The organism is Citrobacter sp. Cpo074 (genome assembly GCF_030332745.1).
Classification (GTDB): domain Bacteria; phylum Pseudomonadota; class Gammaproteobacteria; order Enterobacterales; family Enterobacteriaceae; genus Citrobacter; species Citrobacter portucalensis.
On record NZ_JAOWHG010000030.1, the window covers coordinates 20,111 to 46,869 of the forward strand.

Sequence of the window (26,759 nt, forward strand, 5' to 3'; positions counted from 1 at the left end):
CCAGTAATGCGCCACTTTTGTTTACTCCGATGTGGCGAAGACTGATATACCACCCAGAGATCAACTACGCACTACGACAAACGCTGGTGCTATGTTTACCTGTGGCTGTTGGTCTGATCATCGGTCAGCTTCATTTGGGGCTTCTCTTTTCCCTCGTCCCTGCCTGCTGCAACATTGCCGGTCTTGATACCCCGCACAAGCGCTTTTTCAAACGCTTAGTCATTGGTGCATCGCTGTTTGCCGGGTGCAGCTTGATCATGCAGCTACTGCTTGCGCAAACTATACCGCTACCATTGATCCTCACCGGCCTGACGCTCATTCTTGGCGTAACCGCCGAGCTAAGCCCCTTGCATGCGCGATTACTGCCAGCCTCGCTTATCGCAGCGATTTTCACGCTCAGCCTGGCCGGGAATATGCCCGTCTGGGAGCCACTGCTGATCTACGCGCTGGGCACGTTATGGTACGGCCTGTTCAACTGGTTCTGGTTCTGGATGTGGCGCGAGCAACCGCTCCGCGAATCGCTCAGCTTGCTGTACCGTGAATTAGCCGATTACTGTGAAGCCAAGTACAGCATGCTGACCCAGCATGCCGACCCAGAAAAAGCGCTGCCTCCCCTGCTGGTTCGCCAACAAAAGGCGGTGGATCTGATTACTCAGTGCTATCAGCAAATGCATATGCTGTCGGCACATCACAACAACGAATACAAACGCCTGCTGCGTGCCTTTCAGGAGGCGCTGGATTTACAGGAGCATATTTCCGTTAGCCTCCACCAGCCAGAAGAAGTGCAAAAACTGGTTGAGCGTAGCCACGCGGAGCAGGTAATTCGCTGGAACGCGCGAACCGTCGCCGAACGCCTTCGGGTACTGGCCGATGATATTTTGTATCACCGCTTGCCGACCCGTTTCTCGATGGAAAAGCAGATTGGCACGCTGGAGAAAATCGCCAGGCAGCATCCGGACAATCCGGTGGGGCAATTTTGCTACTGGCACTTCAGCCGTATTGCCCGCGTGCTACGGACCCAGCGCCCGCTATATGCCCGTGACTTAATGGCTGACAAGCAGCGTCGGTTGCCGCTGATCCCTGCCCTGAAAAACTACCTGTCGTTGAAATCCCCAGCGCTGCGCAATGCCGGACGCATCAGCGTTATGTTGAGTATCGCCAGCCTGATGGGCAGCGCCTTACACCTGCCAAAGCCTTACTGGATTTTGATGACAGTCCTGTTTGTTACGCAAAATGGCTACGGGGCGACCCGGGTGCGCATCTTACACCGTTCCGTAGGTACGCTCGTTGGACTGGTTATTGCCGGCGTCACGTTGCACTTTCATATTCCCGAAGGTTTCACGCTGGCGGCCATGCTGCTGATCACCCTGGTGAGCTATCTGATCATCCGTAAAAACTACGGCTGGGCTACCGTCGGTTTTACGGTAACGGCGGTATACACCCTGCAACTGCTGACGCTGAACGGGGAAGAGTTTATCGTGCCGCGGTTTGTCGATACGGTCATTGGCTGCTTAATCGCCTTTGGCGGCACGCTCTGGCTGTGGCCACAGTGGCAGAGCGGTCTGCTGCGTAAAAACGCCCACGATGCGTTAGAAGCCGACCAGGAGGCCATTCGTCTGATCCTCAGCAACGATCCACAGGCCACGCCGCTGGCGTATCAACGCATGCGCGTCAACCAGACGCAAAACACGCTGTTCAACTCGCTGAACCAGGCAATGCAGGAGCCAGGATTTAACTCGCACTACCTTGCAGATATGAAACTGTGGGTCACGCACAGCCAGTTCATCGTTGAACACATCAACGCGATGACCACGCTGGCAAGGGAACATACGATGCTGACGCCGGATTTGGCGCAGCGGTATCTGGAGTCCTGTGAAATTGCACTCCAGCGCTGTCAGCAGCGGCTGGAATATGATGGGCCGGGAAGCTCGGGAGATGTGAATATTCTCGAAGCGCCAGAGATGCTGTCCCATGGTCCGTTAAGCACCCTTGAGCAGCATCTGCAGCGGGTTCTTGGGCATCTGAACACCATGCATACCATTTCGTCGGTAGCATGGCGTCAGCGACCGCACCACGGGATCTGGCTGAGCCGCCGACTACGGGACATGAAGGGTTAAGAGATTTGCCGGATGCGCTACGCTTATCCGGCCAACGAATCACACCTTACCCTGTAGGCCGGATAAGGCGCGCGCGCCGCCATCCGGCAATCAGCCCACCACCTTCGCTACCGCCTGCGCGAAACGCTGCATCCCTTCATCGATATCCGCCTGCTCCACCACCAGCGACGGCGCGAAACGCATCACGTCCGGCCCGGCGTTCAGCACCATCACCCCTTCGTGCGCGGCGGCATAAAGGAAATCGCGTGCCCGGCCTTTAAACTGCGGCTTCAGCTCAGCGCCAATCAGCAGCCCCATCCCGCGAATATCGCTGAAAATATCGAACTGTTGATCAATCTTGTGCAAATGCTGGACAAACGCCTGACGCCGGGCCTGAATGCCTCCCAGCACGTCCGGCGTGTTGATGATATCAAACGCTGCCCCCGCTACCGCGCAGGCCAGCGGGTTACCGCCGTAGGTGGAGCCGTGCGAACCCACGTGGAACGCGGAGGCAATCTCCTGAGTGGTCAACACCGCGCTTACCGGGAAGCCGCCACCGAGCGCCTTCGCGCTGGTGAGGATATCCGGCGTCACGCCGTAGTGCATATAGGCAAACAAATCGCCGGTACGCCCCATCCCACTCTGCACTTCATCAAATACCAACAGCGCCTGGTGCTGGTCACAAAGTTCACGCAAACCTTGCAGGAATTCCGGCGTAGCCGCAGTGACGCCGCCCTCTCCCTGAATAGGCTCAACGACCACCGCGCAGGTGTGATCGTCCATCACCGCTTTGACCGCATGCAGATCGTTAAACGGAACATGGATGATATCCGCCGGTTTTGGCCCAAAGCCGTCGGAGTATTTCGGCTGCCCACCAACGGACACGGTAAACAGCGAACGGCCGTGAAACGCATTATGGAAGGCAATGATTTTGGTTTTGAACGGACTATGACGCACGCAGGCATAATGGCGCGCCAGCTTAAAGGCGGTTTCGTTGGCTTCAGTACCGGAGTTCATGAACAGCACGCGCTCGGCAAAGGTCGCATCAATGATTTTACGGCCTAAGCGCAACGCCGGTTCGTTGGTAAATACGTTGCTGGTATGCCACAGGGTTTCGCCCTGGGTTTTTAACGCCTCAACCAATGCCGGATGGCAATGCCCTAACGCGGTCACTGCAATGCCGCCCGCGAAATCAACATACTCTTTGCCCTGTTGATCCCACACTCGACTCCCTTTTCCTTTTACCGGGATAAACTCAGCCGGTGCATAAATCGGCAGAATCACTTCATCGAATGTCGCGCGCGTAATTGCAGTTTGTTCAGTTGCCATGTCATTACCACCCTGTTAAGCAGAAACGCCAGTGAAATTATAATCACAAAATATGAATAAAAAATCACTGAATAGCAACTACAAATCAGCGATTGAGAAAATTAGCCAGCAGCTGATGCCCCTGTTCGCTGAGAATACTCTCCGGGTGAAACTGTACCCCTTCCATATCCCACTCGCGGTGACGAATGCCCATAATCTCCTGCGTTTCACTCCAGGCTGTCACCTCAAAGCACTCGGGAAGCGTCTCAGGGGCAACCACCAGAGAGTGGTAGCGCGTCACCGTTAATGGGTTAGCGAGTCCCTGAAAAACACCCTGCCCGGTATGGGTAATCGGCGAGGTTTTACCGTGCATCACTTTAGCCGCCCGAACCACGCTCGCGCCAAAGGCCTGCGCCATCGCCTGGTGACCAAGACAAACACCCAACAAGGGAAGCTTACCGGCGAAATGACGAATAACGTCCAGTGAGATACCGGCGTCATCCGGCGTGCATGGCCCAGGGGAAATCACGATTTTTTGCGGGTTCAGCGCGTCGATTTGCGCCAGCGTCAGCTCGTCGTTGCGCCGGACAAGGACATCAGCGCCCAGTTCGCAGAAGTATTGGTACAGGTTCCAGGTAAAAGAATCATAGTTATCAATAAGCAGGATCATGGCGGCTCCGGTACATAAGAACCGCGCTATTCTACTCAGTTTCCGGGGCTTCGCTTACCACTTTACGAAATATCGCCCGCAGTGCAGACAGGTCACCCATCGCCCCGCTCTGATTAGCCTGATTCCACTCCTCAACCGGAATGCCATCCCAGCTCAGCATATACCCGGCATGAATCGCTAACTGTTCGAAGAAAATACGCTGCACCAGGCCACTGCCAATGCGAAACGGATGCAGCACATTGATTTCGCAATAATAGTGCGCAAGACGATCGACAAACTTGTCTTCCGGTAATCCCACCAGCCAGGACTCATCTTCCAGGTCCTGCATCAGCGCATTGCCCTCTTTCTCGATATAGGCAAAATGGCAAAAGCGAGTATCGCCCTGGTAAATATCGACTTCACGCAGGTGTCCCGCCCAGTCAAAAATATCCCGATACAGCTGGCGATGAATGGCGCACAGGTGCGGTAAGCCCCGTTTAAGCGGCCCCAATTCGATAGTCGCCGCACGCAGCGCTGTCAGTTCATAAGCCGCCTGCGCCAAACGCTGCGCCTGATGAATCCCCAGACGGTTACGCATGACATTCAGGCCCGGATATAAATACGGGTCGCGACCATCACCGAATTTATCGCTCATAGTGCCTCCTCAGCTCTTCAAGACGCGCCTGGGCGTCTTCAGCACTCAGAGTAACCCGTGGAATATCTACGCCTTCCAGCCGTCGGCTGGCCTGGAAATTGGCGTTTCGCCGTTGTTCCCACAGCCTGGACTTTTGTTTATCGGTGAGTTTTTTCACGTGACCTCCCTGAATGAGCCGACACTTGCCACAAGTATAAGCAGCAATTTCGGGTTACGCAGAGAGAGGGGTGAACGCGGGCAAGAACTACCCGCGCAAGATACGATTACGGCAGGACTTTAGCAGAAAGGATAACAATCGGTTTTGACGGGACATTCTGGTATGGACCGACATCATGGGTCTGTACCTGAGAGATCTTATCCGCGACATCCATACCTTTCACAACTTTACCGAAAACAGCGTAGCCAAAGTCGCGCTGGCCGTGATCGAGGAAAGCGTTATCTGCAATGTTGATAAAGAACTGGCTGGTCGCGCTGTCTTTATCCGCTGTACGCGCCATAGCAATCGTGCCGCGAGTGTTACGCAGTCCGTTATCGGCTTCATTCTTGATTGGCGGGTTAGGTTTCTTCTGCTGCATCTGCTCGGTAAAACCGCCGCCCTGCACCATGAAGCCTGGGATCACACGGTGGAACGTGGTGTTGTTATAGAAACCACTGTTGACATAATCGACAAAGTTTTGCACTGAAACCGGGGCTTTCTGACTGTTCAGCTCCAGCTCAATGTTACCAGCAGAGGTTGTCAGCAGAACATGTGGATCACCTTTTGCTGCCAGTGCTGCGGGGGAGAGAGCAGAAAGAGCGAGAACAGCTGCAACAGCCGCCAGAGTCGATTTGAGCATGAGAATTCCTTAACAAGAGCAGAAATGAAGCAAGTGAATTGATTCTAAAGAGCCTTCAAGGACAAGGCCATCCCTTTACTTAATTTTACGTACCTGAAACAAATGTAACCTCATGGCTGCAAGTATCAATGTGATCAAGATCACATAGAAAAATGTAACGCACCAAGTTATTACCGATAAATATTTAAATGCGTCACTAAAGCGCCTAAAATCTGCCCGCTCACGGCGCAGTCAATGCGCCTTACACTTCTATACAGGCCAGTCATGACTAACAGCAATCGCATCAAGCTCACATGGATTAGCTTTCTCTCCTACGCCCTGACAGGTGCGTTGGTAATTGTCACCGGGATGGTGATGGGAAACATCGCAGATTACTTCCATTTGCCCGTTTCCAGCATGAGTAACACCTTCACCTTCCTGAATGCCGGCATTCTGATCTCTATCTTTCTGAATGCATGGTTAATGGAAATCGTGCCACTGAAAACCCAGTTGCGCTTCGGCTTTATCCTGATGGTACTGGCCGTTGCCGGACTGATGTTCAGCCATAGCCTGGCCTTGTTCTCCGCCGCCATGTTTGTATTGGGCCTGGTAAGCGGTATTACCATGTCGATTGGTACGTTCCTGGTAACTCAAATGTACGAAGGTCGCCAGCGCGGTTCCCGCCTGCTGTTTACTGACTCTTTCTTCAGCATGGCCGGCATGATTTTCCCGATGGTTGCCGCGTTCCTGTTAGCGCGCAGCATCGAATGGTATTGGGTCTATGCCTGCATCGGCCTCGTATACGTCGCCATTTTCCTGCTGACCTTCGGTTGTGAATTCCCGGCACTGGGTAAACACGCTCAGCAGTCAGACGCGCCGGTAGTAAAAGAAAAATGGGGGATTGGCGTGCTGTTTCTGGCGATCGCTGCACTGTGCTACATCCTCGGTCAGTTGGGTTTTATCTCCTGGGTCCCGGAGTACGCCAAAAGTCTGGGCATGAGCCTGAACGATGCGGGTAAACTGGTCAGCGACTTCTGGATGTCTTACATGGTTGGCATGTGGGCATTTAGCTTTATTCTGCGTTTCTTCGATTTGCAGCGCATCCTGACCGTACTGGCGGGTCTGGCTACCGTCCTGATGTATCTGTTTATCACCGGTACGCCAGAGCATATGCCGTGGTTTATTATGACGCTGGGCTTCTTCTCCAGTGCGATTTATACCACCATCATTACCCTTGGCTCCCAGCAGACGAAGGTCGCCTCACCCAAACTGGTTAACTTCGTTCTGACCTGCGGCACCATCGGCACTATGCTCACTTTCGTCGTCACCGGCCCTATCGTGGCACACAGCGGCCCGCAAGCGGCATTGCAAACAGCTAACGGATTGTATGCGGTTGTATTCGTGATGTGCTTTATTCTTGGGTTTGTCACGCGCCATCGCCAGCATAACGCCCCAGCAACGCATTAATCTCACTGCCGGATGGTATCCACATCATCCGGCACATTCTCACCCTCCTCTTCTTTCACTGGTCATGTAGGCCAATTCTTACAAAAACCCCTTAATTTGTACGCTATTTATACAAACACGAAAACCCAAATAATTCCGTCACTTATAAAAATGCTGACAAATCAGTTATATACCTCTTAAGGAGTATATAAGGGCGAATTTGATTTGCATCAATAAGCGCGGTTGCTGAATCGTTAAGGTAGGCAGTAATAGAAAAGAAATCGAGGCAAAAATGAGCAAAGTCAGACTCGCTATTATCGGTAATGGTATGGTCGGCCATCGCTTTATTGAGGATCTTCTTGATAAATCCGACGCTGCCAATTTTGATATTACCGTCTTCTGTGAAGAACCCCGCAAAGCGTACGACCGCGTACACCTGTCTTCCTACTTCTCCCACCACACCGCCGAAGAGCTTTCTCTGGTGCGTGAAGGATTCTACGAGAAGCACGGCGTTAAGGTGTTAGTGGGCGAGCGCGCAATTACCATTAACCGCCAGGAGAAGGTGATCCACTCCAGCGCAGGTCGTACGGTTTACTACGATAAGCTGATCATGGCGACGGGCTCTTACCCGTGGATCCCACCGATTAAAGGTTCGGAAACCCAGGACTGCTTCGTTTACCGCACCATCGAAGACCTCAACGCCATTGAGTCTTGCGCGCGCCGCAGCAAACGCGGTGCCGTGGTCGGCGGTGGCCTGCTGGGCCTGGAAGCCGCCGGTGCGCTGAAAAGCCTCGGCGTTGAAACCCACGTGATTGAATTCGCCCCAATGCTGATGGCTGAACAGCTGGATCATATGGGTGGCGAACAGTTACGTCGCAAAATTGAAAGCATGGGCGTGCGTGTGCACACCAGCAAAAACACCAAAGAGATCGTTCAGGAAGGCACCGAAGCGCGCAAAACCATGCGTTTTGCCGACGGTAGCGAACTGGAAGTCGATTTCATCGTCTTCTCTACCGGTATTCGTCCACGCGACAAACTGGCCACCCAGTGCGGTCTGGACGTCGCGCCACGCGGCGGGATCGTCATTAACGACACTTGCCAGACATCTGACCCGGACATCTATGCCATCGGCGAATGCGCCAGCTGGAACAACCGCGTGTATGGTCTGGTCGCTCCAGGCTATAAAATGGCGCAGGTTGCCGTTGACCATATTCTCGAAACTGAAAATGCCTTTGAAGGCGCGGACCTGAGCGCCAAGCTGAAGCTGCTCGGCGTTGACGTCGGTGGTATTGGCGACGCGCATGCGCGCACGCCGGGCGCACGTAGCTACGTCTATCTCGACGAAAGCAAAGAAGTCTACAAACGCCTGATCGTTAGCGAAGATAACAAAACCCTGCTCGGCGCGGTTCTGGTAGGCGACACCAGCGATTACGGCAATCTGCTGCAACTGGTGCTGAACGCCATCGAACTGCCGGAAAACCCGGATTCACTGATTCTGCCAGCACACGCAGGCAGCGGTAAGCCGTCTATCGGTGTCGATAAACTGCCGGACAGCGCGCAGATTTGCTCCTGTTTTGACGTCACCAAAGGCATGCTGGTTGCCGCTATCAACAAGGGCTGCCATACCGTTGCGGCGCTGAAAGCGGAAACCAAAGCCGGTACCGGCTGCGGCGGGTGTATCCCGCTGGTAACGCAGGTCCTGAACGCCGAACTGGCGAAACAGGGTATCGAAGTTAACAACAACCTGTGTGAACACTTCCCGTACTCACGTCAGGAATTGTTCCATCTCATCCGCGTAGAAGGCATCAAAACCTTCGAAGAGCTGCTGGCAAAACACGGGAAAGGTTACGGCTGCGAAGTGTGTAAACCTACCGTAGGTTCCCTGCTGGCTTCCTGCTGGAATGAGTACATCCTCAAACCGCAGCACACGCCGTTGCAGGACACCAACGACAACTTCCTGGCGAACATCCAGAAAGACGGTACTTATTCCGTGATCCCGCGCTCTGCGGGTGGCGAAATTACCCCTGAAGGCCTGGTAGCTGTGGGCCGTATCGCGCGTGAATTTAACCTGTACACCAAAATTACCGGTTCTCAGCGTATCGGCCTGTTCGGCGCGCAGAAAGATGACCTGCCGGAAATCTGGCGTCAGTTGATTGAAGCCGGTTTTGAAACCGGTCACGCGTATGCCAAAGCGCTGCGTATGGCAAAAACCTGCGTAGGCAGCACCTGGTGCCGTTACGGCGTCGGCGATAGCGTGGGCTTCGGCGTGGAGCTGGAAAATCGCTACAAAGGCATTCGTACCCCGCACAAAATGAAGTTCGGCGTCTCCGGCTGTACCCGTGAATGTGCGGAAGCTCAGGGTAAAGACGTGGGTATCATCGCCACTGAGAAAGGCTGGAACCTGTACGTTTGCGGTAACGGCGGGATGAAACCTCGTCATGCAGACCTGCTGGCAGCGGATATCGATCGCGAAACGCTGCTCAAGTACCTTGACCGTTTCATGATGTTCTACATCCGTACTGCCGACAAACTGACCCGTACCGCACCGTGGTTAGACAATCTGGAAGGCGGTATTGAGTATCTGAAGTCCGTCATCATCGACGACAAGTTGGGTCTGAACCAACATCTTGAAGAAGAGATGGCCCGTCTGCGTGAAGCTGTGGTGTGTGAGTGGACAGAAACCGTTAACACCCCATCCGCGCAGGTTCGCTTCAAACACTTTATCAACAGCGAAAAACGCGATCCGAATGTCCAGGTTGTGCCTGAACGTGAACAACATCGTCCGGCCACGCCTTATGAGCGTATCCCGGTGACTCTGGTGGAGGAAAACGCATGAGCCAGTGGAAAAACATCTGCAAAATCGATGACATTCTGCCTGCAACAGGCGTCTGCGCTCTGTTAGGTAACGAGCAGGTTGCGATTTTCCGCCCGTATCACAGCGACCAGGTGTTTGCGATCAGCAACATCGACCCGTTCTTTGAGTCCAGCGTGCTTTCTCGTGGGCTGATTGCTGAACATCAGGGCGAATTGTGGGTTGCCAGCCCGCTGAAAAAACAGCGTTTTCGTTTAAGCGACGGTCTGTGCATGGAAGACGAACAGTTCTCCGTGAAACATTACGAAGCGCGAGTGAAAGACGGCACGGTGCAACTGCGCGGTTAATAAATTTTGGGAGGCGCAACGCCTCCCCTTTTTTGACGTATTTGTAGGTCTTTTATTGGTAGGCCTGATAAGCGTAGCGCCATCAGGCAATTGCACAGGCACATTGCCGGATGGCGGCATAAATGCCTTATCCGGCCTACGGTTACGATTTCTTTTTATTGTTTGTACTTCAAGGATAATCAACACATGTTCACAGACACTATTAATAAGTGTGCGGCTAACGCTGCGCGCATCGCACGCCTGTCGGCTAATAACCCGCTCGGATTCTGGATCAGTTCGGCAATGGCGGGAGCCTATGTGGGTCTCGGCATCATTCTTATTTTCACCCTCGGTAATCTGCTCGACCCGTCCGTTCGTCCTCTGGTGATGGGTGCAACCTTTGGTATCGCCTTAACGCTGGTCATTATTGCCGGTTCGGAACTGTTTACCGGCCACACCATGTTTCTGACGCTCGGCGTCAAAGCAGGCACCATCAGCCACGGTCAGATGTGGGCAATCCTGCCAAAAACATGGCTGGGTAACCTGGTCGGTTCCGTGTTTGTCGCTCTGCTTTACAGCTGGGGTGGCGGTAGCCTGCTGCCGGTCGATACCAGCATCGTCCATTCGGTTGCTCTGGCGAAAACGACCGCGCCTGCAATGGTTTTGTTCTTTAAAGGCGCACTGTGTAACTGGTTGGTTTGTCTGGCAATCTGGATGGCAATCCGTACCGAAGGCGCGGCAAAATTCCTCGCTATCTGGTGGTGTCTGCTGGCGTTTATCGCTTCCGGCTACGAGCACTCCGTTGCCAACATGACGCTGTTTGCCCTCTCCTGGTTCGGCCACCATAGCGAAGCCTATACCCTGTCAGGAATTGGTCATAACCTGTTGTGGGTGACACTCGGTAATACTTTGTCCGGTGTCGTATTCATGGGATTGGGTTATTGGTATGCTACGCCAAAATCGGAGCGTCCGGCTCCGGCAAAAATCAATCAGCCAGAGGCTGCTGCCAATAATTAAGGGGTAATGTCGTGGATCATTTGCCTATATTTTGTCAACTACGTGACCGCGACTGCTTGATCGTCGGCGGTGGTGATGTCGCAGAACGCAAAGCGCGGTTACTGCTGGAAGCGGGCGCTCGTTTAACGGTTAATGCGCTGGCGTTTATTCCGCAGTTCAAAGTATGGGCAGATGAAAACATGCTGACGCTGGTTGAGGGGCCGTTCGATGAGTCCCTGCTCGACACCTGCTGGTTGGCTATTGCCGCCACCGATGACGATACCGTCAACCAAAGCGTCAGCACCGCCTCAGAATCACGTCGTATCTTCTGCAACGTGGTCGATGCGCCAAAAGCAGCCAGTTTTATCATGCCCTCCATTATCGACCGCTCACCGCTGATGGTGGCGGTCTCCTCCGGCGGGACATCGCCAGTGCTGGCCCGTCTGCTGCGTGAAAGGCTTGAATCCGTACTGCCTCAGCATCTGGGCCAGGTCGCGCAGTATGCCGGCAAGTTGCGCTCCCGAGTGAAGCAACAGTTTGCCAGCATGGGTGAACGTCGCCGCTTCTGGGAAAAATTGTTCGTGAATGACCGCCTGGCGCAGTCGTTGGCGAACAATGACCTGAAAGCCGTCGAGGAAACCACTGAGCAAATGCTCAGCGAACCGCTGGATCACCGTGGTGAAGTGGTGCTGGTTGGCGCCGGTCCTGGCGATGCCGGCCTGCTGACGCTGAAAGGGCTACAGCAGATCCAGCAAGCGGATGTCGTGGTCTATGACCGTCTGGTTTCCGACGACATCATGAACCTTGTACGCCGCGATGCAGACCGAGTGTTCGTCGGTAAACGTGCGGGCTATCACTGCGTACCGCAGGAAGAGATTAACCAGATCCTGCTGCGTGAAGCACAACAGGGCAAGCGCGTGGTTCGACTGAAAGGTGGTGACCCGTTCATCTTTGGCCGCGGTGGCGAAGAGCTGGAAACGCTGTGCCATGCCGGTATCCCATTCTCTGTAGTGCCGGGTATTACCGCAGCCTCCGGTTGTTCTGCCTATTCCGGCATTCCACTGACCCATCGTGATTACGCTCAGAGCGTGCGTCTGGTTACCGGACATCTGAAAACCGGCGGAGAGCTGGACTGGGAAAACCTGGCAGCAGAGAAACAAACGCTGGTGTTCTACATGGGGCTAAACCAGGCGGCCACGATCCAGGAAAAATTGATCGAATTTGGCATGCAGCCCGATATGCCCGTCGCCCTGGTAGAAAACGGTACCTCCGTGAAACAGCGTGTCGTCAATGGCAAGCTGACTCAGCTAGGAGAGTTGGCGCAACAGGTTGAAAGCCCAGCGTTAATTATTGTTGGTCGTGTGGTAGGCCTTCGCGATAAGCTGAACTGGTTCTCAAACCATTAATTGAATGCAAATAAATGCCCTGACTCTCAGGGCATTTATTTTCTCGTTTATTATTCATGATTTATTCTCAAACCTGAATTAAGAAAGACTAAACTCATTCACCAACAAAATGAATCTGCGCTCTAATTTATAAAAAACACGTAAAATACCCTATTTATATCCGTACAACCCATAAATCTAATTCACATCCTAAATAACACATGACCATTGAGTAATTTGACGAAGCACGGTCATTCAGTGGCAAAATAATAAATTACCTCGAAATAAATTTATGCCTTCAATGGCATATTTGTGCGTATTTATTTAAGGATGTCGATTATGCAAAGGAAAAAACTCATTGCTGTGGGTATTGCTCTTGCGTTGCAAACTTACTATCTCCCGGCGATAGCCGCAGATAGTAGCGACGATGACAATGATTGCCCTACTGATATATCCGTATTATCAAAAGCCGAACGTAACAAACTCTCCGCACGCTGCCTGGCAGATTATACAGAACAAGACAATCACTGGGGATGGGTCGCGGGTGGTGTCGCTGCGCTAACAGCTGGTGTAGCGATAGGTATCGATAACAATGGCGGCGGCCATTCCCACCATAATGATACTCCGGCAACCCCATCAGATAATGGCGATGTAACGCCCACGCCTCCTGACGACGATAGCGGCGATGTAACGCCCACACCTCCCGACGACGATGGCGGCGATGTAACGCCCACACCTCCCGATGACGATGGCGGTGATGTAACGCCCACACCTCCCGATGACGATGGCGGTGATGTAACGCCCACGCCTCCCGACGACGATGGCGGCGATGTAACACCTACACCACCTGATGATACCTCTGTTATTACCTTCAGTAACGGCGTCACCATCGATAAAGGCCTGAACACACTGACATTTGACGGCATCAAGCTGGATAGCGGCACGGACCTCGGCGGCGCCGTATGGAATTACGTCGAACAGGATGATCGGTGGCAGATCGCATTACAAGACGGTAAAACGCTGCTGGTTTCCGACTGGAAAGTGACCGACGATAATGCCGCCGTCATTGAAGGTACGGTACAAGGAAGCGGCCTGTACTGGAAATATGACAGCCAGGGATATCTGATCGTTGCCGATGACCAGACAACCGTCGTCACTGGCGATGACGCATCAAATACTGCCGATCGCGGGGTTGATACCCGTGGTGAAGGTAAAACTGGCGTCATCATCTCCGGCGATCGGACAAGCAACGCGTTAAGCGGTGATTCCTCCGTCAGCGATGGTGCGGTCGGCATCGTCATTACCGGTGACAACACCACCAATACGATTTCAGGACAAAGCAACGTCGACGGCGCAACCGGCGCGCTGATTTCAGGTAACGGCACCACCACCCGCATTTCCGGTGGCATTGACGTCACAGGTGGCGGCACCGGCATGGTGATCGATGGCAACGAAACCACGGTGGCGAATACCGGCACCTCTAACATCAGCGGTCAAGGTTCAACCGGCTCCATCGTCAATGGCGACAACTCGCACGTTATCAACGATGGCGAACTCTATGTGGCCGACGGCGCTACCGGGGCAAAGATTACCGGTGATGATGTCCTCATCGACAATAAAGGCGATACCACCGCCAGCGGCGCAGGTTCTACCGGGCTATATATTGACGGCGACAACGCAACCATTAACAGCGAAGGGAAGCAGGATATTTCCGGTGGCGCAACGGGCATCCTGATTAACGGCAACAGCGCCACCTTCGATAATATCGGCACCACCGATGTCAGCGGCGCAGGCTCTATCGGTATCAGCATCACCGGCGACAAAACGCGCATTACTAACGATGGCGAATTAAACGTTACCGACGGCGCGACCGGAGCCAAAATGACCGGTGATGGTGCGGTGATTGATAACACCGGCGACTCAACGGTCTCCGGCGCGGGGTCAACCGGGCTGTACATCGCGGGAAATAAGGCGCTGGTTATTGGCGAAGGAGATCAAACCATTGCGCAGGGTGCAACGGGTACCGTCATTGCGGGCGATAATTCCCGAATCGCGAATACGGGTGATATCACCGTGGATGGCGTGGGCTCTATCGCTGCAGTCATTGATGGAAATGATAATAGCCTGACTCAGGCAGGTGACATGCTGGTCACCAACGGCGCGACGGGTATCGTCACTGACGGGGCGGGTAACGAAATCAAAAACACCGGCAACGCGACCGTGCGCGATGCAAACTCCGTGGGTTTTGTGATCGATGGTGAAAGAAATGTCTTTAATAATAAAGGAAATATCGACGTCAGCCTGAATGGTACTGGCGCAAAAATGAGTGGCGACTCGTCACAGGCAACGCTGGATGGTGATATCAATGTGACCGCTGTCGAGGACAGCAACGGCCTATACCGTGGTGCACAGGGCCTCGATATGGCGGGTGATAACAATACGCTGAATATTACCGGCAACGTCACAATCAGCGGTGACTATGACGCAGATAGCCAGATGGCCAGCAACAGCGATACCCTCCAGGGAATCACCGTCAGCGGCACGAACAATCAGGTGGATCTAACCGGCTCACTTAACATCAATGTTAGCGATGTGAGCACGGTAAGTGGACAGTGGCTGGATACATACGGCCTCACGGTCAAAGGTGATGGCAATACCGTCAATCTGATGGGCGGTATTGATATCAACTACGCCGAAAATGGCGATGGCGAAGTATCGTCTGTTACAGGCATAAATATAGACGGAGCTAGCAGTGTCACATTAAGCGGTGAGTCCACATTGAATATCACCACCCTCCCCGGCGGGTCAGTGACACTGGCAAATGTACAAAACGGCGGCAGCTTAACGTTAGACCAAAACTCTGTAATTAAAATCACAGAAACAGTTTTGCCCAGTGAGCATTACACCTACAACGCAATACTAACCGCAAAAGGCCAGGGTTCATCGATCGATAATCAGGGAGCCATCGTTGATGACGGCGCTGTCGCCCTATTATTCGCCCGCAGCGGCGCACAGGCAAAAAACAGTGGCGATATTAGCGCCTATGCCACAAGCGGTCATGACAACCGTAATGCAATCACTGCGGCTACCGATCAAGGATCGATAGTTAGCAACGCAGCGGGAGGATCAATCACGCTGGTATCGTCACTAACCCCAGGCAGCGATGGAGGAATAGGAACCTTCCCGCTGATTTGGTACAGCAATACGCTGTACGCCATGCTGGCGGAAAACTACGGCGAAGTGAGCAACGAGGCAGGCGCCACAATAAATCTCCAGGGGGCGGGGGTCTATGGCGTATCCGCCAGTAAAGGGACGGCCCTCAATGCCGGAGATATTTACCTGGACGGCTTTGTCCCGACGCTGAACGACGATAATACCGTCGCCAGCAAAAGTTACTGGTCACCATCACAACTCTATCTGACCAGCTCGGCAATGGTGGCAGGCACCACCGACGGTGGTTATGGCGATGCAACCGCCACCAATACCGGCACCATTAACGTAAATAACGCCGGGTTCGGTATGATGGCGCTCAATGGCGGCACCGCCATTAACCAGGGCACCATTAATCTCACCGCCGATGAGGGCGTCACACAAACCGAAGAAAACCAACTGGTGGGCATGGCGGCGCTGAATGGAGGCATCGTGATTAACGACACCACCGGCACCATCAATATTGAAGCCGATTACGGCAAGCCTTTCCTGACTGACAGCAAAAGTAACGTGGTTAACTACGGTACGGTCTGTTATGACAGTAACTGCCAGGGCAGCGACGACTACAACCCAACCGACAGCAACGTTTCCCTTACTTTTGCTGATGGCGATGTCATTACCGCCGCAGGCGAAACGCTTACCGGCGAAACCATCATTACCAATCCGGTCGCAACGGAAACCGTACACATTAGCAACGCGGGCACCGTCAGCGGCGGCAAGGTCATCGTTAAAAATTACGGCGATTTAACCAATGCCGACACCGGCAGCATCAGCAGCGTCAGTATTGCAACAGGCGGCACCTATACCAACGAAGGTACAACAGCGGCAGTCTCCGTTGACGGCGGTGTCTTCAACAATACAGGCACAGTGACCGGGAAAACCGGCACCACCGTCGCAGGTTCCATTATCAACAACAGCGGGTCCATGAACACGGTTGAGCAATGGTCCAGCACCATGAACAATACCGGCATCGTGACGGACTGGACCGGCGCATCGGGTGGTGCGGTACTGAACAACAACGCTGGCGGCGAAGTCGATAAACTGACCTTCACCGCGGCGTCAACCGTCAATAATGCGGGCACCGTCAAAAACGGCTCCGTCGATAAAAACGGTACGCTCAATAACCTGGAAGGCGGCGTGATGACGCTGGCGGATAATAGCTTGTGGTCTGGCACCTTCAATAACTGGGGGACAGTGAACAGCGATGCCGATATCGCCACCGGCGGGAGCGGGCACACGCTGTACAACGGCAGCACTGGCGTCATTAACGGGCAGGTCACTACCTCGAAAAATAATGGCGGCAGTAAAGCCATTAACGACGGCACCATCAACATTGATAAAACCAACAATGTGGCGATGTCCGCGCACGGCAGCGCGAAGATGGTCAATAACGGCACCATCAATGTGGGAACCGAAGGTACCACACAAACCGGTATGGTCGGGATGCAGCTGGAATCAGATGCCAAATCCGATGCGGTGATCGAAAATAACGGCACCATCAATATTTACGCCAGCAACTCCTACGCCTTCAGCCAACTGGGCAGTAACGGCCATATCGTCAACAACGGCACGGTCTACATTGATGACAACGTGACTGGCTCCGGCTTTATCAAGCAGGATGGTAAAACCATTGAAGGCAGCGGCGAAAACGGCGACGGTACGGAAGTGCATTATGTTGACTTCACGGCCCCCACGGAACCTGCTATTACCGATGGTACGACAACCGTTACCACCAGCGACAGTGCAGATTCAACGGCCACCAACAACCTGTCGGGCTATGTGGTCGGCACCAGCGCTGATGGCAGCGCCGGTAAGTTGATGGTCAGCAATGCCAGCATGAACGGCGTGGAGATTAACACCGGTTTTACCGCAGGTACTGCCGACACCACCGTCAGCTTTGACAACGTGGTCGAGGGCAGCAACCTGTCCGACGCAGGTGCCATTCAGTCCACCTCCGTGGTGTGGAATGCACAGGGCAGCACCGATGCCAGCGGCAACGTTGACGTCACCATGACCAAAAACGCCTATGCCGATGTGGCGACCGATGGTTCCGTCAGTGACGTGGCGCAGGCGCTCGACGCCGGTTACACCAACAACGAGCTGTACACCAGCCTCAACGTTGGCTCCACCGCTGAACTGAACAACGCGCTTAAGCAGGTGAGCGGCAGTCAGGCTATCACCGCGTTCCGTGAAGCCCGCGTGCTAAGCAACCGCTTTACCATGCTGGCCGATGCCGCGCCGCAAATTAAAGATGGCCTGGCGTTCAACGTCGTAGCGAAAGGCGACCCACGCGCTGAGTTGGGCAACGATACCCAGTACGACATGCTGGCATTACGTCAGTCGTTGGATCTCACCGCCAGCCAGAATCTGACGCTGGAGTACGGCATCGCGCGCTTGGACGGTGACGGTTCGAAGACCGCGGGCGACAACGGCCTGACCGGCGGCTACAGTCAGTTCTTTGGTCTGAAGCACAGCATGGCGTTTAATGAAGGTCTGGCGTGGAAGAACAGCCTGCGTTATGACGTACACAACCTCGACAGCAGCCGTTCTGTCTCTTATGGCGACACCAATAAGGTGGCGGATTCCAACGCACGTCAGCAGTATCTTGAGTTCCGCAGCGAAGGGGCGAAAACCTTCACCATGCTCAACGATACGTTGAAAGTCACGCCGTACGCCGGGGTGAAATTCCGTCATACGCTGGAAGGCAGCTATAAAGAGCGTAGTGCGGGGGACTTTAACCTTTCGATGAACGCAGGCAGCGAAACCGCTGTGGATTCCATTGTCGGAATGAAGTTCGACTATACCGCTGAAAATGGCTGGAGCGCCAGCGCCACGCTGGAAGGCGGTCCGAACCTGAGCTACAGCAAAAGCCAGCGTACTGCGTCACTGCAAGGTGCCGCAGGCCAGTCCTTTAGCGTAGACGACGACCAAAAAGGCGGAGGCATCAACGGCCTGGCGACGGTCGGTGTGAAATACAGCGCCAAAGACGCCAGCCTGAATCTGGACGCTTACCAGTGGAAAGAGGACAACATCAGCGATAAAGGCTTTATGTTGAATTTCAGAAAAACATTTCGCTAATTAATTAAACCCGCAGCCTGGTGTTATTTATTAATACCAGGCTTTTTTATTTAAATTCAATTCACTAATCGTATGTTTTATATATAAAGCGACATGTCCTTTTCTGGACTACTTAAAGTTTATGTTAGTTGATATCTTATCCGGCGAAAAATGGACTTCATCCATTTATAAATAGATATCTAACAAGGATTTTGACATGTTTAAATTTGCAAAAATCACCTTAGTTGCTGGTGTTCTGGCTACGCTGACCGCGTGCACTGGTCATATCGAAAACACAAAAAATAACTGCAGCTACGATTATTTCCTGCATCCAGCAATTTCGATTTCTAAAATTATTGGTGGCTGTGGCCCGGCTGCGAATCAGTAATAGAAGCGATTGCGCAGATACAAAAAAACCGGGAACTTCCCGGTTTTTGCATTTATAGATTAGGTGCTCATTCACATGTTATCGCACTCACGCTCTCGCGCAAAATACGCAGCACCGTTTCTTCTCCACTTCGGTTTGGATTGATTCGAATCGCATAATCGCCCAGCGACGGATTTGCTTCGCGAAACGTCCCCGAAAGACGATAGAACAGTGGAGGGATCTCATACTTTGACTCTGCTCCCACCGGGTATGGCAGCGCACCTCTCTCTTGTGCCGCTTTCAGCACACGAGCGGCAATCGGCTGGTGAAACTCCACGATCAGCACCTTCGACTGAGCATTGGCGATGACGGCTTTTTTCACCTCGGGCAGCACTCCGCTATTGAGCATCGTCAGCAATCGTTCGGAAACGCCAGCCTGTACCGCATGCATCACCGGAGCGAAAACCAGGCCGCGGAGCACCTCCAGCGCCTGCGCTCCCTGAATCTGGCTACCACCGGAATAAAGCGTCGCACGGATTTTAGCGATAGCCTCCGCCTTGCCGACCACCGCCCCTACTCCCTCCGGACCAAAGAGCTTGAAGCAGGAAAAGGTAGACAGCGTCGCCCCACATTCACAGCCGATACCGTCAACCTTCATCACCGCGTAGTTATCGTCGGTTAACGTCGGCACGCCGCACTTTGTTATTTCCGCCAACACCTCGGCTAACACGTAACGATCCTGCGGTTGCTGACGCGTATGCTGCACCAGTGCGGCGTCGGGACGATGCTGCGTAATTGCCTGCGTGATTGCCGGGAGGCAGTTAAAATCCGCCCTGACCAGGGTAATACCCATCTGCTCAACGAGTACCTGCGTTGTGGGATACACCGGAGCATCATGAACCAGCAGACGCTGGCCGGGTTTGAGCAGCGCAGCCAGCCCGGCGCGAATAGCCCCGGTGCCCGCCCCCTGAACCAGCGCTGCGGCCTCAGCATGAAATGCCTCGGCCAGCACCTTTTCCACACGTTGCGTCACCCGAGGCTGATTTAGCCCCGGAGCCAATCCCAAATCACCTCCGGCCAGAAAATCAGCGCCAGGAAAGTGACGGCAAATCGTATCTACCAGCGCAAACTGCTTTTGCTGTGCTTGCGTGAGCGTCAGGCTTTGCAGAGGAAACGTCTTCATGTTTTACGCCTCCTCAGGCCGGAACAAACAGACCAAACCAGTAGAGAATATTCAGTACGATACCCGTGATCATCACCGCCACTACCGGCGCGGCCATCTTCTGTACCGGACGTCCAATCGATTCATTGAGGAAGTAGATCGCTACCGCAATTGAGAAACCGGTGTAGCCTGCCATCTTGATGGCGGCAAAAATCGAACCGATCAACAGTGCCATTTCCATCAGCATATTCATCGCATTACGAATATTGTCCGATGCGTTACGTACTGATGGATAACGCCCCAGCCATTTGCCAATAGAGCGCAGCAGCAGCACTTCCGCTGAAATCACGATAGCGCCAAGGATTGCCGCAATCCACGGATTCGGTGCCAGGTAGCCAACGGAATAAACGAAGGTGAAACCCGCTACCGCGTAAACGCCCGTCGCCAGCGCGGTTGTCGCAATCATCGGTACAAAGCCCAGCCCGCGCATAAACTCCGCCAACGCCGCCTGGTTAACCAGCGTCTGCGACTGCTCCGGCGTAATCCCTGCCGAATAGGCTTTTTCCAGCGTAAAAATTGAGACCTCGCTACCTGCAAAAATTTTCATACTGGCAACGGCGGCAATCAGCGCGCCGACGATGGCAATATACGGCAGGTTTTTAATAATCCGCGAAGTTCGTTCTTCAAAGACCGATAGCCCGCTGGCATCCATCTCCTCATCACCGCGGTGGCGAATATCATGCGTAATGGCGATCGCCAGTAGCATCATCATCCCCACAAAAATCTCAATTGATTCTGGGTTCAGATGCGGGAAGTAACGCACCACCACCACGCGGGTCATCAGTACGACCACCGCCGCGATAATGCTGTGCTTCCAGCCAAACTGGTAGAAAATCGCCACCAGCGGGAAGAGTGCGAATGCGGACACCACTGGAGAACTCAGTTCACCGAGGCTACCCAGCACATCAACCGGCAGCGCCGTGAGCAGATGGTTCACCGGCAGCAGGCAGGTCAGAATCAATACGCCCCAGATAGCGCCCAGACCGAACGCCAGCAGGCTGTTCATCGCCAGCACGCCGAGAATATCCGTCGGCAGGAACAGCAGCCAGGCGTTGAGCAAGCCGGTTTTCAGGGTAAAGGAGATCCCCACCGACGCCACAAAGCCGATACTCAGACCAAACGCGATACTTCCCGCCTCACGGCGATTCATGTACCCCTCGATCAGCTGCGGCAGAATCGGGCGGATGCCGTCATGAAAGACGGCCGCCGAGCGGTGTGCCAGAAGTGACGTCATGCCGGTCAGGCAGGCCACCACCACAATCTGAATATACAGATCCATAGTCATGCCTTTTATTTCAGGTGGTTAACCAGCATCGGAATCGCATGTTCAACATGTTCGACGGAGAGACCAAAAGCCACTTTCCCTTCCGCAACCATTTTTGCGATATGTTCGTCTTTCGCCTTAATACCCGGCTTGGCGATAGTGCAGCTTTTGTTGTAGCCAATCACCGCGATAGCAATCGACAGCGCTGCACCCGCGCCGGTGTTACAAGCGCCGATGTAGTAATCCAGTTGTCCGGATTTCACCTTCATCGCCGCTTCCATATCGTTATGAATGGAGACTTCAAAGCAGCCCGGTGCTGCGGTTTCGATGGTCTTTTTAATCTGCTCACGCTGTAAGCCAGCAACGCCAATCTTTTTCATGATTCTGTCCTTATTGGAAAAATTGTGAGGGGTTATCACGCAACATCGTGTCCACATCGGCCTGGCTGAATCCTGACTGGCGCAACTGTGGGATAAAAGTGGTTAACAGATAGTCATAGCCATTGCCGCCATTGGCTTTTAAATGCGAGCGGCGGGTAATATCCATGGAGAGCATCACGCGATTCAACAACCCGCGATTACGTAGCTCATGCAGCATGCCAATGCGCTTCTCGTCCGGGTAATAGTTGTTTTTACCGATGGTATCGAATTGCACATACGCACCGAGATCGATCATGCGTAAGATATTGTCGAGGTTATCTTTCAGGTCGCAGTGACCAACGGTTACGCGGGAAAGGTCGACGCCGTGCGCCTGTAGCAACACCAGTTGTTCCACCCCCATCGTGCTAAAAGAGGTATGGGTTGAGATGGGGCGTCCGGTTTCGATGTGCGCCCGCGCCGCGGCGATAAACACCTTCTCTTCAAGCGGCGTAATCACACCTTCACTAGAGCCAATTTCCGCGATAATTCCGGCCTTCAATTCAGTACCATCAATACCGATAACTATCTCATCGACCATCTCCTGCGCGAGCTGTTCCACGCTGCGGGCCGCAACATGTTCAGGGAAGAACGCATCCTGGTAATAGCCTGTGCAGGCCACGACGTTGATTCCGGTCTCGCGCATCAGGTCGAGCATGAATTGCGGATTACGCCCCATATAGCGGTTGGTCATCTCAATAATGTTGCTGACGCCTAACGCCCGGAGATCCTTCATTTCCTGACAAATGAGATCGTACTGATCTAACCGGCAGTCGAGGTTATTCTTGAACCCGGAGAGATCGATATACAGATGTTCGTGGACCCAGGTGTAGCCCGTCGGATCAAAGTTCATAAAGTGTCTCCTGTAAGGCGCAATGCCGAGAGAAAAGAACAGCCATTTTGTGGTGCCCCCGCGCCGAAAAATTCACACACCGTAGCGCCAACGTCAGATAACGTCGCCCGGATGCCTAATTGCGCAGGCGCCAGCCCCTGTTGATATACCAATACCGGCACAACTTCCCGGGTATGATGGCTGTGACCAATGGTCGGATCGTTACCGTGATCGGCCATAACCACCAGGCAGTCATTTGGATCCATAGCGGCCAGAAGGCGCGAAAGATTAAGATCGACAAGCTGCAACCGCTCCGCATAACGTGCCACGTCTTCCGCGTGTCCGGCGAGGTCGGTCTCCTGAATGTTGGTACAGATAAATACCGTCGACTCAGCGTTAAATTCGTTAAGCGTGATATCCATGATCTGCTGGCTATCCACCAGGTTTTGCCAGCTGCGCCCGTGCGGATTGCCAACGATGTCCGCCACTTTACCGACCAGCACGGTAGGGATTCCGGCGTCATACAGTTTTTGCGGTACCTGTACCTGCTCATCTACACCAAAACCCATATGCCTGACCTGGAAGCCATTTTCATAGGCGCCGGAGCGTGGGGCGTTAATACCGATAAAGCGTCCCTCTTTGGTCTCGGCGGCATCCAGAATGCGCTGACTGTCTGCAAGCTGACCGCCAAACGTGATCACGCGCCCAACCTGAACCTGCTCACGCACCACCCGGCCTATCTTTAGCACCTCATCAAACGGGATAACGGCAAGATTGGCGGTAATGTTGTAGACCTGACCTAAATCCGCTTCGAGGTTATCGCCCACCGCAACCGCATCATTGACCCAAAGAAACGCCAGGTCGTCGCCGTGGCGTTCCACATGCCAGCCCGCGGCTTTCAGCGCCTGTTCAACTCCATCGATGACGTCGCTAAATGGCATCCGCAGCGGGGCCTGAGGCCGTGTGCCTAAAATCTCCTGATGGCCCATAAAGGTATCTCCCCCTTCATGCTGCAGTTCCGCAACGCCCCAGACTGCTGATGCAGAGGGTTTCATCACGCCCGGGGCAAAGCCCAGAGCGTTAATCAGCCCCAACTTTTCCAGCGTTGGCAGCCGTAACTGCGGGAGTTCGCCCAGGATATGACCACAGGTATTCGCTCCGGCATCCTGCGGCCTGACACGCGCGACGTCTTTCATTGCACCAACGCCAAAACTGTCGATTACTAACACCACGAATCGGGCCATTAGTCCTCCAGAATATTGCCGAGACTGTCGTAACGCGCGACGATTTCAGCTGCACCGTGCTGAATACCCGACACCAGCACCACGTCGCTACGCGTCACGAAGATCTGGGTGCGAAAACAGAAGATCACCGCGCTGCTCACCGGAAACTCCCCAGCAACAGGCAGGTAGTAGTCAATACTGCTGTCATCTACGGGTTTTAGCTTCGCTGCGATCGGCGAGTCACTTTCTGGCGTAAAGACCAGCGCATTTTGCGCATGGCCGCGACGGTAATAACCCCCACCGTAGCAATAACTGTCCCCGCGAAAATTGTGCGATACCTCGCTCAGCCACAGCATCGCGATTCGTTCCGGCTGGTCGCCTTTTTGATTGGAAGGAATAGTGCCTGTCAGTGCATGACCCGGCTCGGCGTGGGTGACGCCATATTCCGCCAGCAGAGGGAGTGACGAACAGCTACTGGCTGACGGCGCATTAAGTTGCTCAATGGCAATCCCGGCTTCCGCCAACTGACGTCGGGCGCTCACCAGCGTGTGCAGATTAGGCGTCGGCATCGTCTGCGCTGATTTTTCATCCCATAACAGGCAGGGGAAATGGGTTAACCCGCACAGACGCAGGCCCGGCAGGCTGCGGATTTCATTGACCACATCCGTCAGATACTTCAGCGGAAATCCGCTTTCCTGCCCCGGATAGAGAAAATCATCCTTGTCATACACCTTCAGCATCACGTTCTGTTCACAGCCGGCCTTCACCGCCGCAGCCGAAACTTCGCGCGCTTTCTCTAGCGAGAACAACGTGATGACCTCAGTGCCTTGCGCCACTGCCTCATTGACCAGTCGCGACGGGATCTGCACAAGATGTCCCTGATGCGCAACCGGTAACCCGGCGCGGCGCATGACGCGGCTCTCCTTGTAATCGACAACCACGATGCCTTCATAGCCAAGCTGTAACAGCTTCTCTGCCAGCCACGGGTTACGTCCTACCTGTTTGGTCATCAGATATAGCGAGATGCCATGTTGCCTCGCGACATCCAGCAGGCGTTTACCATTCTCAATAACCTGGTCAACATCAATAACCCAACTGTCAGGTGCGATCTTTCCCTGCTGCCACAACGCGATAGCAGCCGAGATAAGCGCGGAGTTCTGGCGTTTCAATGCCTCTATAAACATTTCTCTGCCTCGTTTCTAATCCTTCAGCTAAATATTCATTTTTTTGAATATTTAGGGTGCAATAGGCTAATTCTCCATGGGTTTTAGACGCCTTCGTTCGCAGCCATCCACAATCCATACAAGTTCGCCAGCATGTAGCCTTCTTCATTCGCGTGCAGCGTCACCGTGAATTCTTTCAGCAACGCCTGATGTACCAGCAAAATAGTTGGCCAGAGATGAGATTGCGTCAGTTCCTCTAACAGCTCACCATCCAGTGCTTCAATCACTTCGCCCTTGCGGCTACGCATTAACGCGCTCGCCATATGGGTCATCGCCATGGTTCCTTGCTCATTGTGAATCGGCAAACACCACTCTTCATCCAACCGCCTGACTACTTGCAGCATGCCGCTGCAAATATCCTTGTCGATAACGCCTGCTTCGCACAGCAGGTTAAGCCTGTTTTCCATGTCGTTCGCCTTCACTTAATAACTGGGTTCCTGTTCACCGTTCGCCACACGTTGCTGGTGGGCAAGCAGCGCCTCTTTATTAACAACGGCCCGCAGTAGCTGTTGCATCGGATAATCCTCTGCCCGGGTCAGTACCACGGCCTCCGTGGCCTGAAGAAACCGCGGATCGTTGGTAAGCGGCGTGGCTTCTAATCCCAAAACTGCCAGCTCGGCCTCCGCAACCACGTTCCAGATAACCGCGTCCACGTCCCCTTTCGCGATGCGCTGTAAGCTCTCGTGATAAGGCATATCGATCAATTCAACGTCACGGTCGCCAAAACAGGCCTCGGTCATGATTTTCTGATCCGCCGAACGGTTATCCAGACCGACACGTTTTACTGTTGCAGATTCGCCCTTGCGACAAATCAGCTGGTGCTCGCCAACGTAGGTATGCGGCCCCAGCGCCAACGTGATACGCAATCTGTCCTGGGCAAGGTAACTTTCCGCCGCCAGACGAGAAACCACCGCCATGTCGTAGACGCCGTTTAGCAGGCATTCCACGCGAATATCAGCCCCACGCATGTGTGCGTAATAAAATGGGATCCCATCGAACTGCGCCTTCAGCCCACTCGCCAGCCCTTCATATAAACGGGTGTAGGGCAGCGGCATCGCACAAACTACGTTATTAATATCTACATGCTTTAGCAGCGTACGGTTATCCATCTCCACCAGATAGCTACCGTTACGCCCGCGACGCTCAATACGGATCGCCCCTGAGGATTCCAGCGTTTTCAACGCGGCCTGGGTTAACCCTACCGATGAGTGACACTCGGCTGCCAGTTCATCGATAGTTTTCAGTCTGTTACCACACTTCTCACCGAGCAGGTAACGGGCCAGGGTTGTCAGCACAACCCCCTCTTTCTTGATAAATGTCCGACGCATTTTATATTTTCAGTAAATTGAATATTTATATCTTCATTAAAGTGAAGATATAACGCAATGAGGAAATATGCAAACGGCGAGGCGCTTCACATTTTTTGAGGTTCACAAACGAGCAGGCGAAAAAAAACC

General features: G+C 53.7%; 21 protein-coding genes. 8 read left to right on the plus strand and 13 right to left on the minus strand.

The features are described from left to right. Positions 1-29: 29 nt before the first annotated feature. A complete protein-coding gene (locus OGX83_RS12965) occupies positions 30-2,117 on the plus strand; it encodes a YccS/YhfK family putative transporter (protein ID WP_008786302.1) in 2,088 nt (695 codons plus the stop codon). 90 nt (positions 2,118-2,207) lie between these two features. Here the strand turns inward: OGX83_RS12965 and argD are convergent, their stop codons facing one another. The 5 genes from argD to ppiA form a co-directional block, all read right to left on the minus strand. Next, complete coding sequence (gene argD, locus OGX83_RS12970) at positions 2,208-3,425, minus strand: bifunctional acetylornithine/succinyldiaminopimelate transaminase (RefSeq protein ID WP_008786303.1); 1,218 nt, start codon at positions 3,423-3,425, stop codon at positions 2,208-2,210. A gap of 85 nt (positions 3,426-3,510) precedes the next feature. Beyond that, positions 3,511-4,074: an aminodeoxychorismate synthase component 2 gene (pabA, locus tag OGX83_RS12975; protein WP_048236932.1), complete on the minus strand. Its 564-nt coding sequence runs from the start codon at positions 4,072-4,074 to the stop codon at positions 3,511-3,513. 31 nt (positions 4,075-4,105) lie between these two features. Then, positions 4,106-4,708 (minus strand): putative adenosine monophosphate-protein transferase Fic, encoded by a 603-nt coding sequence (locus OGX83_RS12980; protein WP_286588203.1) that lies wholly within the window; start codon positions 4,706-4,708, stop codon positions 4,106-4,108. Further along, positions 4,698-4,865 (minus strand): FicA/YhfG family antitoxin, encoded by a 168-nt coding sequence (ficA, locus tag OGX83_RS12985; RefSeq protein ID WP_065772013.1) that lies wholly within the window; start codon positions 4,863-4,865, stop codon positions 4,698-4,700. Before ficA ends, OGX83_RS12980 begins: the two co-directional genes overlap by 11 nt. A gap of 106 nt (positions 4,866-4,971) precedes the next feature. Further along, positions 4,972-5,544, minus strand: a complete 573-nt coding sequence (gene ppiA, locus OGX83_RS12990; protein ID WP_003023595.1) for a peptidylprolyl isomerase A — start codon at positions 5,542-5,544, stop codon at positions 4,972-4,974. Positions 5,545-5,808: 264 nt separating this feature from the next. Here ppiA and tsgA point away from each other — a divergent pair, with 264 nt between their 5' ends. The 7 genes from tsgA to OGX83_RS13025 all read left to right on the plus strand — a co-directional run bounded on the left by tsgA (position 5,809) and on the right by OGX83_RS13025 (position 19,143). Then, positions 5,809-6,990 (plus strand): MFS transporter TsgA, encoded by a 1,182-nt coding sequence (gene tsgA, locus OGX83_RS12995; RefSeq protein ID WP_032945197.1) that lies wholly within the window; start codon positions 5,809-5,811, stop codon positions 6,988-6,990. A gap of 271 nt (positions 6,991-7,261) precedes the next feature. Beyond that, a complete protein-coding gene (gene nirB / locus OGX83_RS13000; RefSeq protein ID WP_008786307.1) occupies positions 7,262-9,805 on the plus strand; it encodes an NADPH-nitrite reductase large subunit in 2,544 nt (847 codons plus the stop codon). Continuing rightward, positions 9,802-10,128 carry a nitrite reductase small subunit NirD gene (gene nirD, locus OGX83_RS13005; protein ID WP_003023590.1) on the plus strand — a complete coding sequence of 109 codons (327 nt, stop codon included), beginning with the start codon at positions 9,802-9,804 and terminating at the stop codon, positions 10,126-10,128. The genes nirB and nirD overlap by 4 nt, the downstream gene beginning before the upstream one ends. 186 nt (positions 10,129-10,314) lie before the next feature. After that, positions 10,315-11,124 carry a nitrite transporter NirC gene (gene nirC / locus OGX83_RS13010; protein ID WP_008786308.1) on the plus strand — a complete coding sequence of 270 codons (810 nt, stop codon included), beginning with the start codon at positions 10,315-10,317 and terminating at the stop codon, positions 11,122-11,124. An 11-nt stretch (positions 11,125-11,135) separates the two neighbouring features. Then, positions 11,136-12,509, plus strand: coding sequence for a siroheme synthase CysG (gene cysG, locus OGX83_RS13015; RefSeq protein WP_286588205.1), 1,374 nt, complete (start codon positions 11,136-11,138; stop codon positions 12,507-12,509). A 318-nt stretch (positions 12,510-12,827) separates the two neighbouring features. Beyond that, positions 12,828-18,776, plus strand: coding sequence for a pectate lyase-fold domain-containing protein (locus OGX83_RS13020; protein ID WP_286588207.1), 5,949 nt, complete (start codon positions 12,828-12,830; stop codon positions 18,774-18,776). Between the two features lie 196 nt (positions 18,777-18,972). Continuing rightward, complete coding sequence (locus OGX83_RS13025) at positions 18,973-19,143, plus strand: YhfL family protein (RefSeq protein ID WP_008786311.1); 171 nt, start codon at positions 18,973-18,975, stop codon at positions 19,141-19,143. A 67-nt stretch (positions 19,144-19,210) separates the two neighbouring features. On the opposite strand, the gene OGX83_RS13030 is transcribed toward OGX83_RS13025, so the two are convergent. From OGX83_RS13030 to yhfZ, 8 genes are all read right to left on the minus strand, one after another. Further along, complete coding sequence (locus OGX83_RS13030) at positions 19,211-20,305, minus strand: aminotransferase class I/II-fold pyridoxal phosphate-dependent enzyme (protein ID WP_235126378.1); 1,095 nt, start codon at positions 20,303-20,305, stop codon at positions 19,211-19,213. A 13-nt stretch (positions 20,306-20,318) separates the two neighbouring features. Then, a complete protein-coding gene (locus OGX83_RS13035; RefSeq protein ID WP_008786313.1) occupies positions 20,319-21,623 on the minus strand; it encodes a YhfT family protein in 1,305 nt (434 codons plus the stop codon). A gap of 11 nt (positions 21,624-21,634) precedes the next feature. Next, a complete protein-coding gene (locus tag OGX83_RS13040) occupies positions 21,635-21,988 on the minus strand; it encodes a DUF2620 domain-containing protein (RefSeq protein WP_003023576.1) in 354 nt (117 codons plus the stop codon). 10 nt (positions 21,989-21,998) lie between these two features. Then, complete coding sequence (locus OGX83_RS13045) at positions 21,999-22,877, minus strand: phosphotriesterase-related protein (protein WP_286588210.1); 879 nt, start codon at positions 22,875-22,877, stop codon at positions 21,999-22,001. Beyond that, positions 22,874-24,100: a phosphopentomutase gene (locus OGX83_RS13050; RefSeq protein WP_286588212.1), complete on the minus strand. Its 1,227-nt coding sequence runs from the start codon at positions 24,098-24,100 to the stop codon at positions 22,874-22,876. The genes OGX83_RS13045 and OGX83_RS13050 overlap by 4 nt, the downstream gene beginning before the upstream one ends. Then, complete coding sequence (locus OGX83_RS13055; RefSeq protein WP_286588214.1) at positions 24,100-25,263, minus strand: YhfX family PLP-dependent enzyme; 1,164 nt, start codon at positions 25,261-25,263, stop codon at positions 24,100-24,102. The genes OGX83_RS13050 and OGX83_RS13055 overlap by 1 nt, the downstream gene beginning before the upstream one ends. 83 nt (positions 25,264-25,346) lie before the next feature. Next, positions 25,347-25,709 (minus strand): hypothetical protein, encoded by a 363-nt coding sequence (locus tag OGX83_RS13060; RefSeq protein ID WP_020996077.1) that lies wholly within the window; start codon positions 25,707-25,709, stop codon positions 25,347-25,349. 15 nt (positions 25,710-25,724) lie between these two features. Continuing rightward, entirely contained in the window at positions 25,725-26,630 is a 906-nt protein-coding gene (gene yhfZ, locus OGX83_RS13065; RefSeq protein ID WP_008786319.1) for a GntR family transcriptional regulator YhfZ, read from the minus strand. Between the last annotated feature and the right edge of the window lie 129 nt (positions 26,631-26,759).

Bases quoted from the DNA above. Each gene is read 5' to 3' on its own strand.
- OGX83_RS13060 (WP_020996077.1), bottom strand. From the start codon at position 25,709: ATGGAAAACAGGCTTAACCTGCTGTGCGAAGCAGGCGTTATCGACAAG.
- yhfZ (WP_008786319.1), bottom strand. From the start codon at position 26,630: ATGCGTCGGACATTTATCAAGAAAGAGGGGGTTGTGCTGACAACCCTG.
- OGX83_RS13040 (WP_003023576.1), bottom strand. From the start codon at position 21,988: ATGAAAAAGATTGGCGTTGCTGGCTTACAGCGTGAGCAGATTAAAAAG.
- nirC (WP_008786308.1), top strand. From the start codon at position 10,315: ATGTTCACAGACACTATTAATAAGTGTGCGGCTAACGCTGCGCGCATC.
- pabA (WP_048236932.1), bottom strand. From the start codon at position 4,074: ATGATCCTGCTTATTGATAACTATGATTCTTTTACCTGGAACCTGTAC.
- ppiA (WP_003023595.1), bottom strand. From the start codon at position 5,544: ATGCTCAAATCGACTCTGGCGGCTGTTGCAGCTGTTCTCGCTCTTTCT.
- nirB (WP_008786307.1), top strand. From the start codon at position 7,262: ATGAGCAAAGTCAGACTCGCTATTATCGGTAATGGTATGGTCGGCCAT.
- OGX83_RS13045 (WP_286588210.1), bottom strand. From the start codon at position 22,877: ATGAACTTTGATCCGACGGGCTACACCTGGGTCCACGAACATCTGTAT.
- tsgA (WP_032945197.1), top strand. From the start codon at position 5,809: ATGACTAACAGCAATCGCATCAAGCTCACATGGATTAGCTTTCTCTCC.
- OGX83_RS13035 (WP_008786313.1), bottom strand. From the start codon at position 21,623: ATGGATCTGTATATTCAGATTGTGGTGGTGGCCTGCCTGACCGGCATG.
- OGX83_RS13025 (WP_008786311.1), top strand. From the start codon at position 18,973: ATGTTTAAATTTGCAAAAATCACCTTAGTTGCTGGTGTTCTGGCTACG.
- nirD (WP_003023590.1), top strand. From the start codon at position 9,802: ATGAGCCAGTGGAAAAACATCTGCAAAATCGATGACATTCTGCCTGCA.
- OGX83_RS12965 (WP_008786302.1), top strand. From the start codon at position 30: ATGTGGCGAAGACTGATATACCACCCAGAGATCAACTACGCACTACGA.
- OGX83_RS13050 (WP_286588212.1), bottom strand. From the start codon at position 24,100: ATGGCCCGATTCGTGGTGTTAGTAATCGACAGTTTTGGCGTTGGTGCA.
- OGX83_RS12980 (WP_286588203.1), bottom strand. From the start codon at position 4,708: ATGAGCGATAAATTCGGTGATGGTCGCGACCCGTATTTATATCCGGGC.
- OGX83_RS13055 (WP_286588214.1), bottom strand. From the start codon at position 25,263: ATGTTTATAGAGGCATTGAAACGCCAGAACTCCGCGCTTATCTCGGCT.
- argD (WP_008786303.1), bottom strand. From the start codon at position 3,425: ATGGCAACTGAACAAACTGCAATTACGCGCGCGACATTCGATGAAGTG.
- OGX83_RS13030 (WP_235126378.1), bottom strand. From the start codon at position 20,305: ATGAAGACGTTTCCTCTGCAAAGCCTGACGCTCACGCAAGCACAGCAA.
- OGX83_RS13020 (WP_286588207.1), top strand. From the start codon at position 12,828: ATGCAAAGGAAAAAACTCATTGCTGTGGGTATTGCTCTTGCGTTGCAA.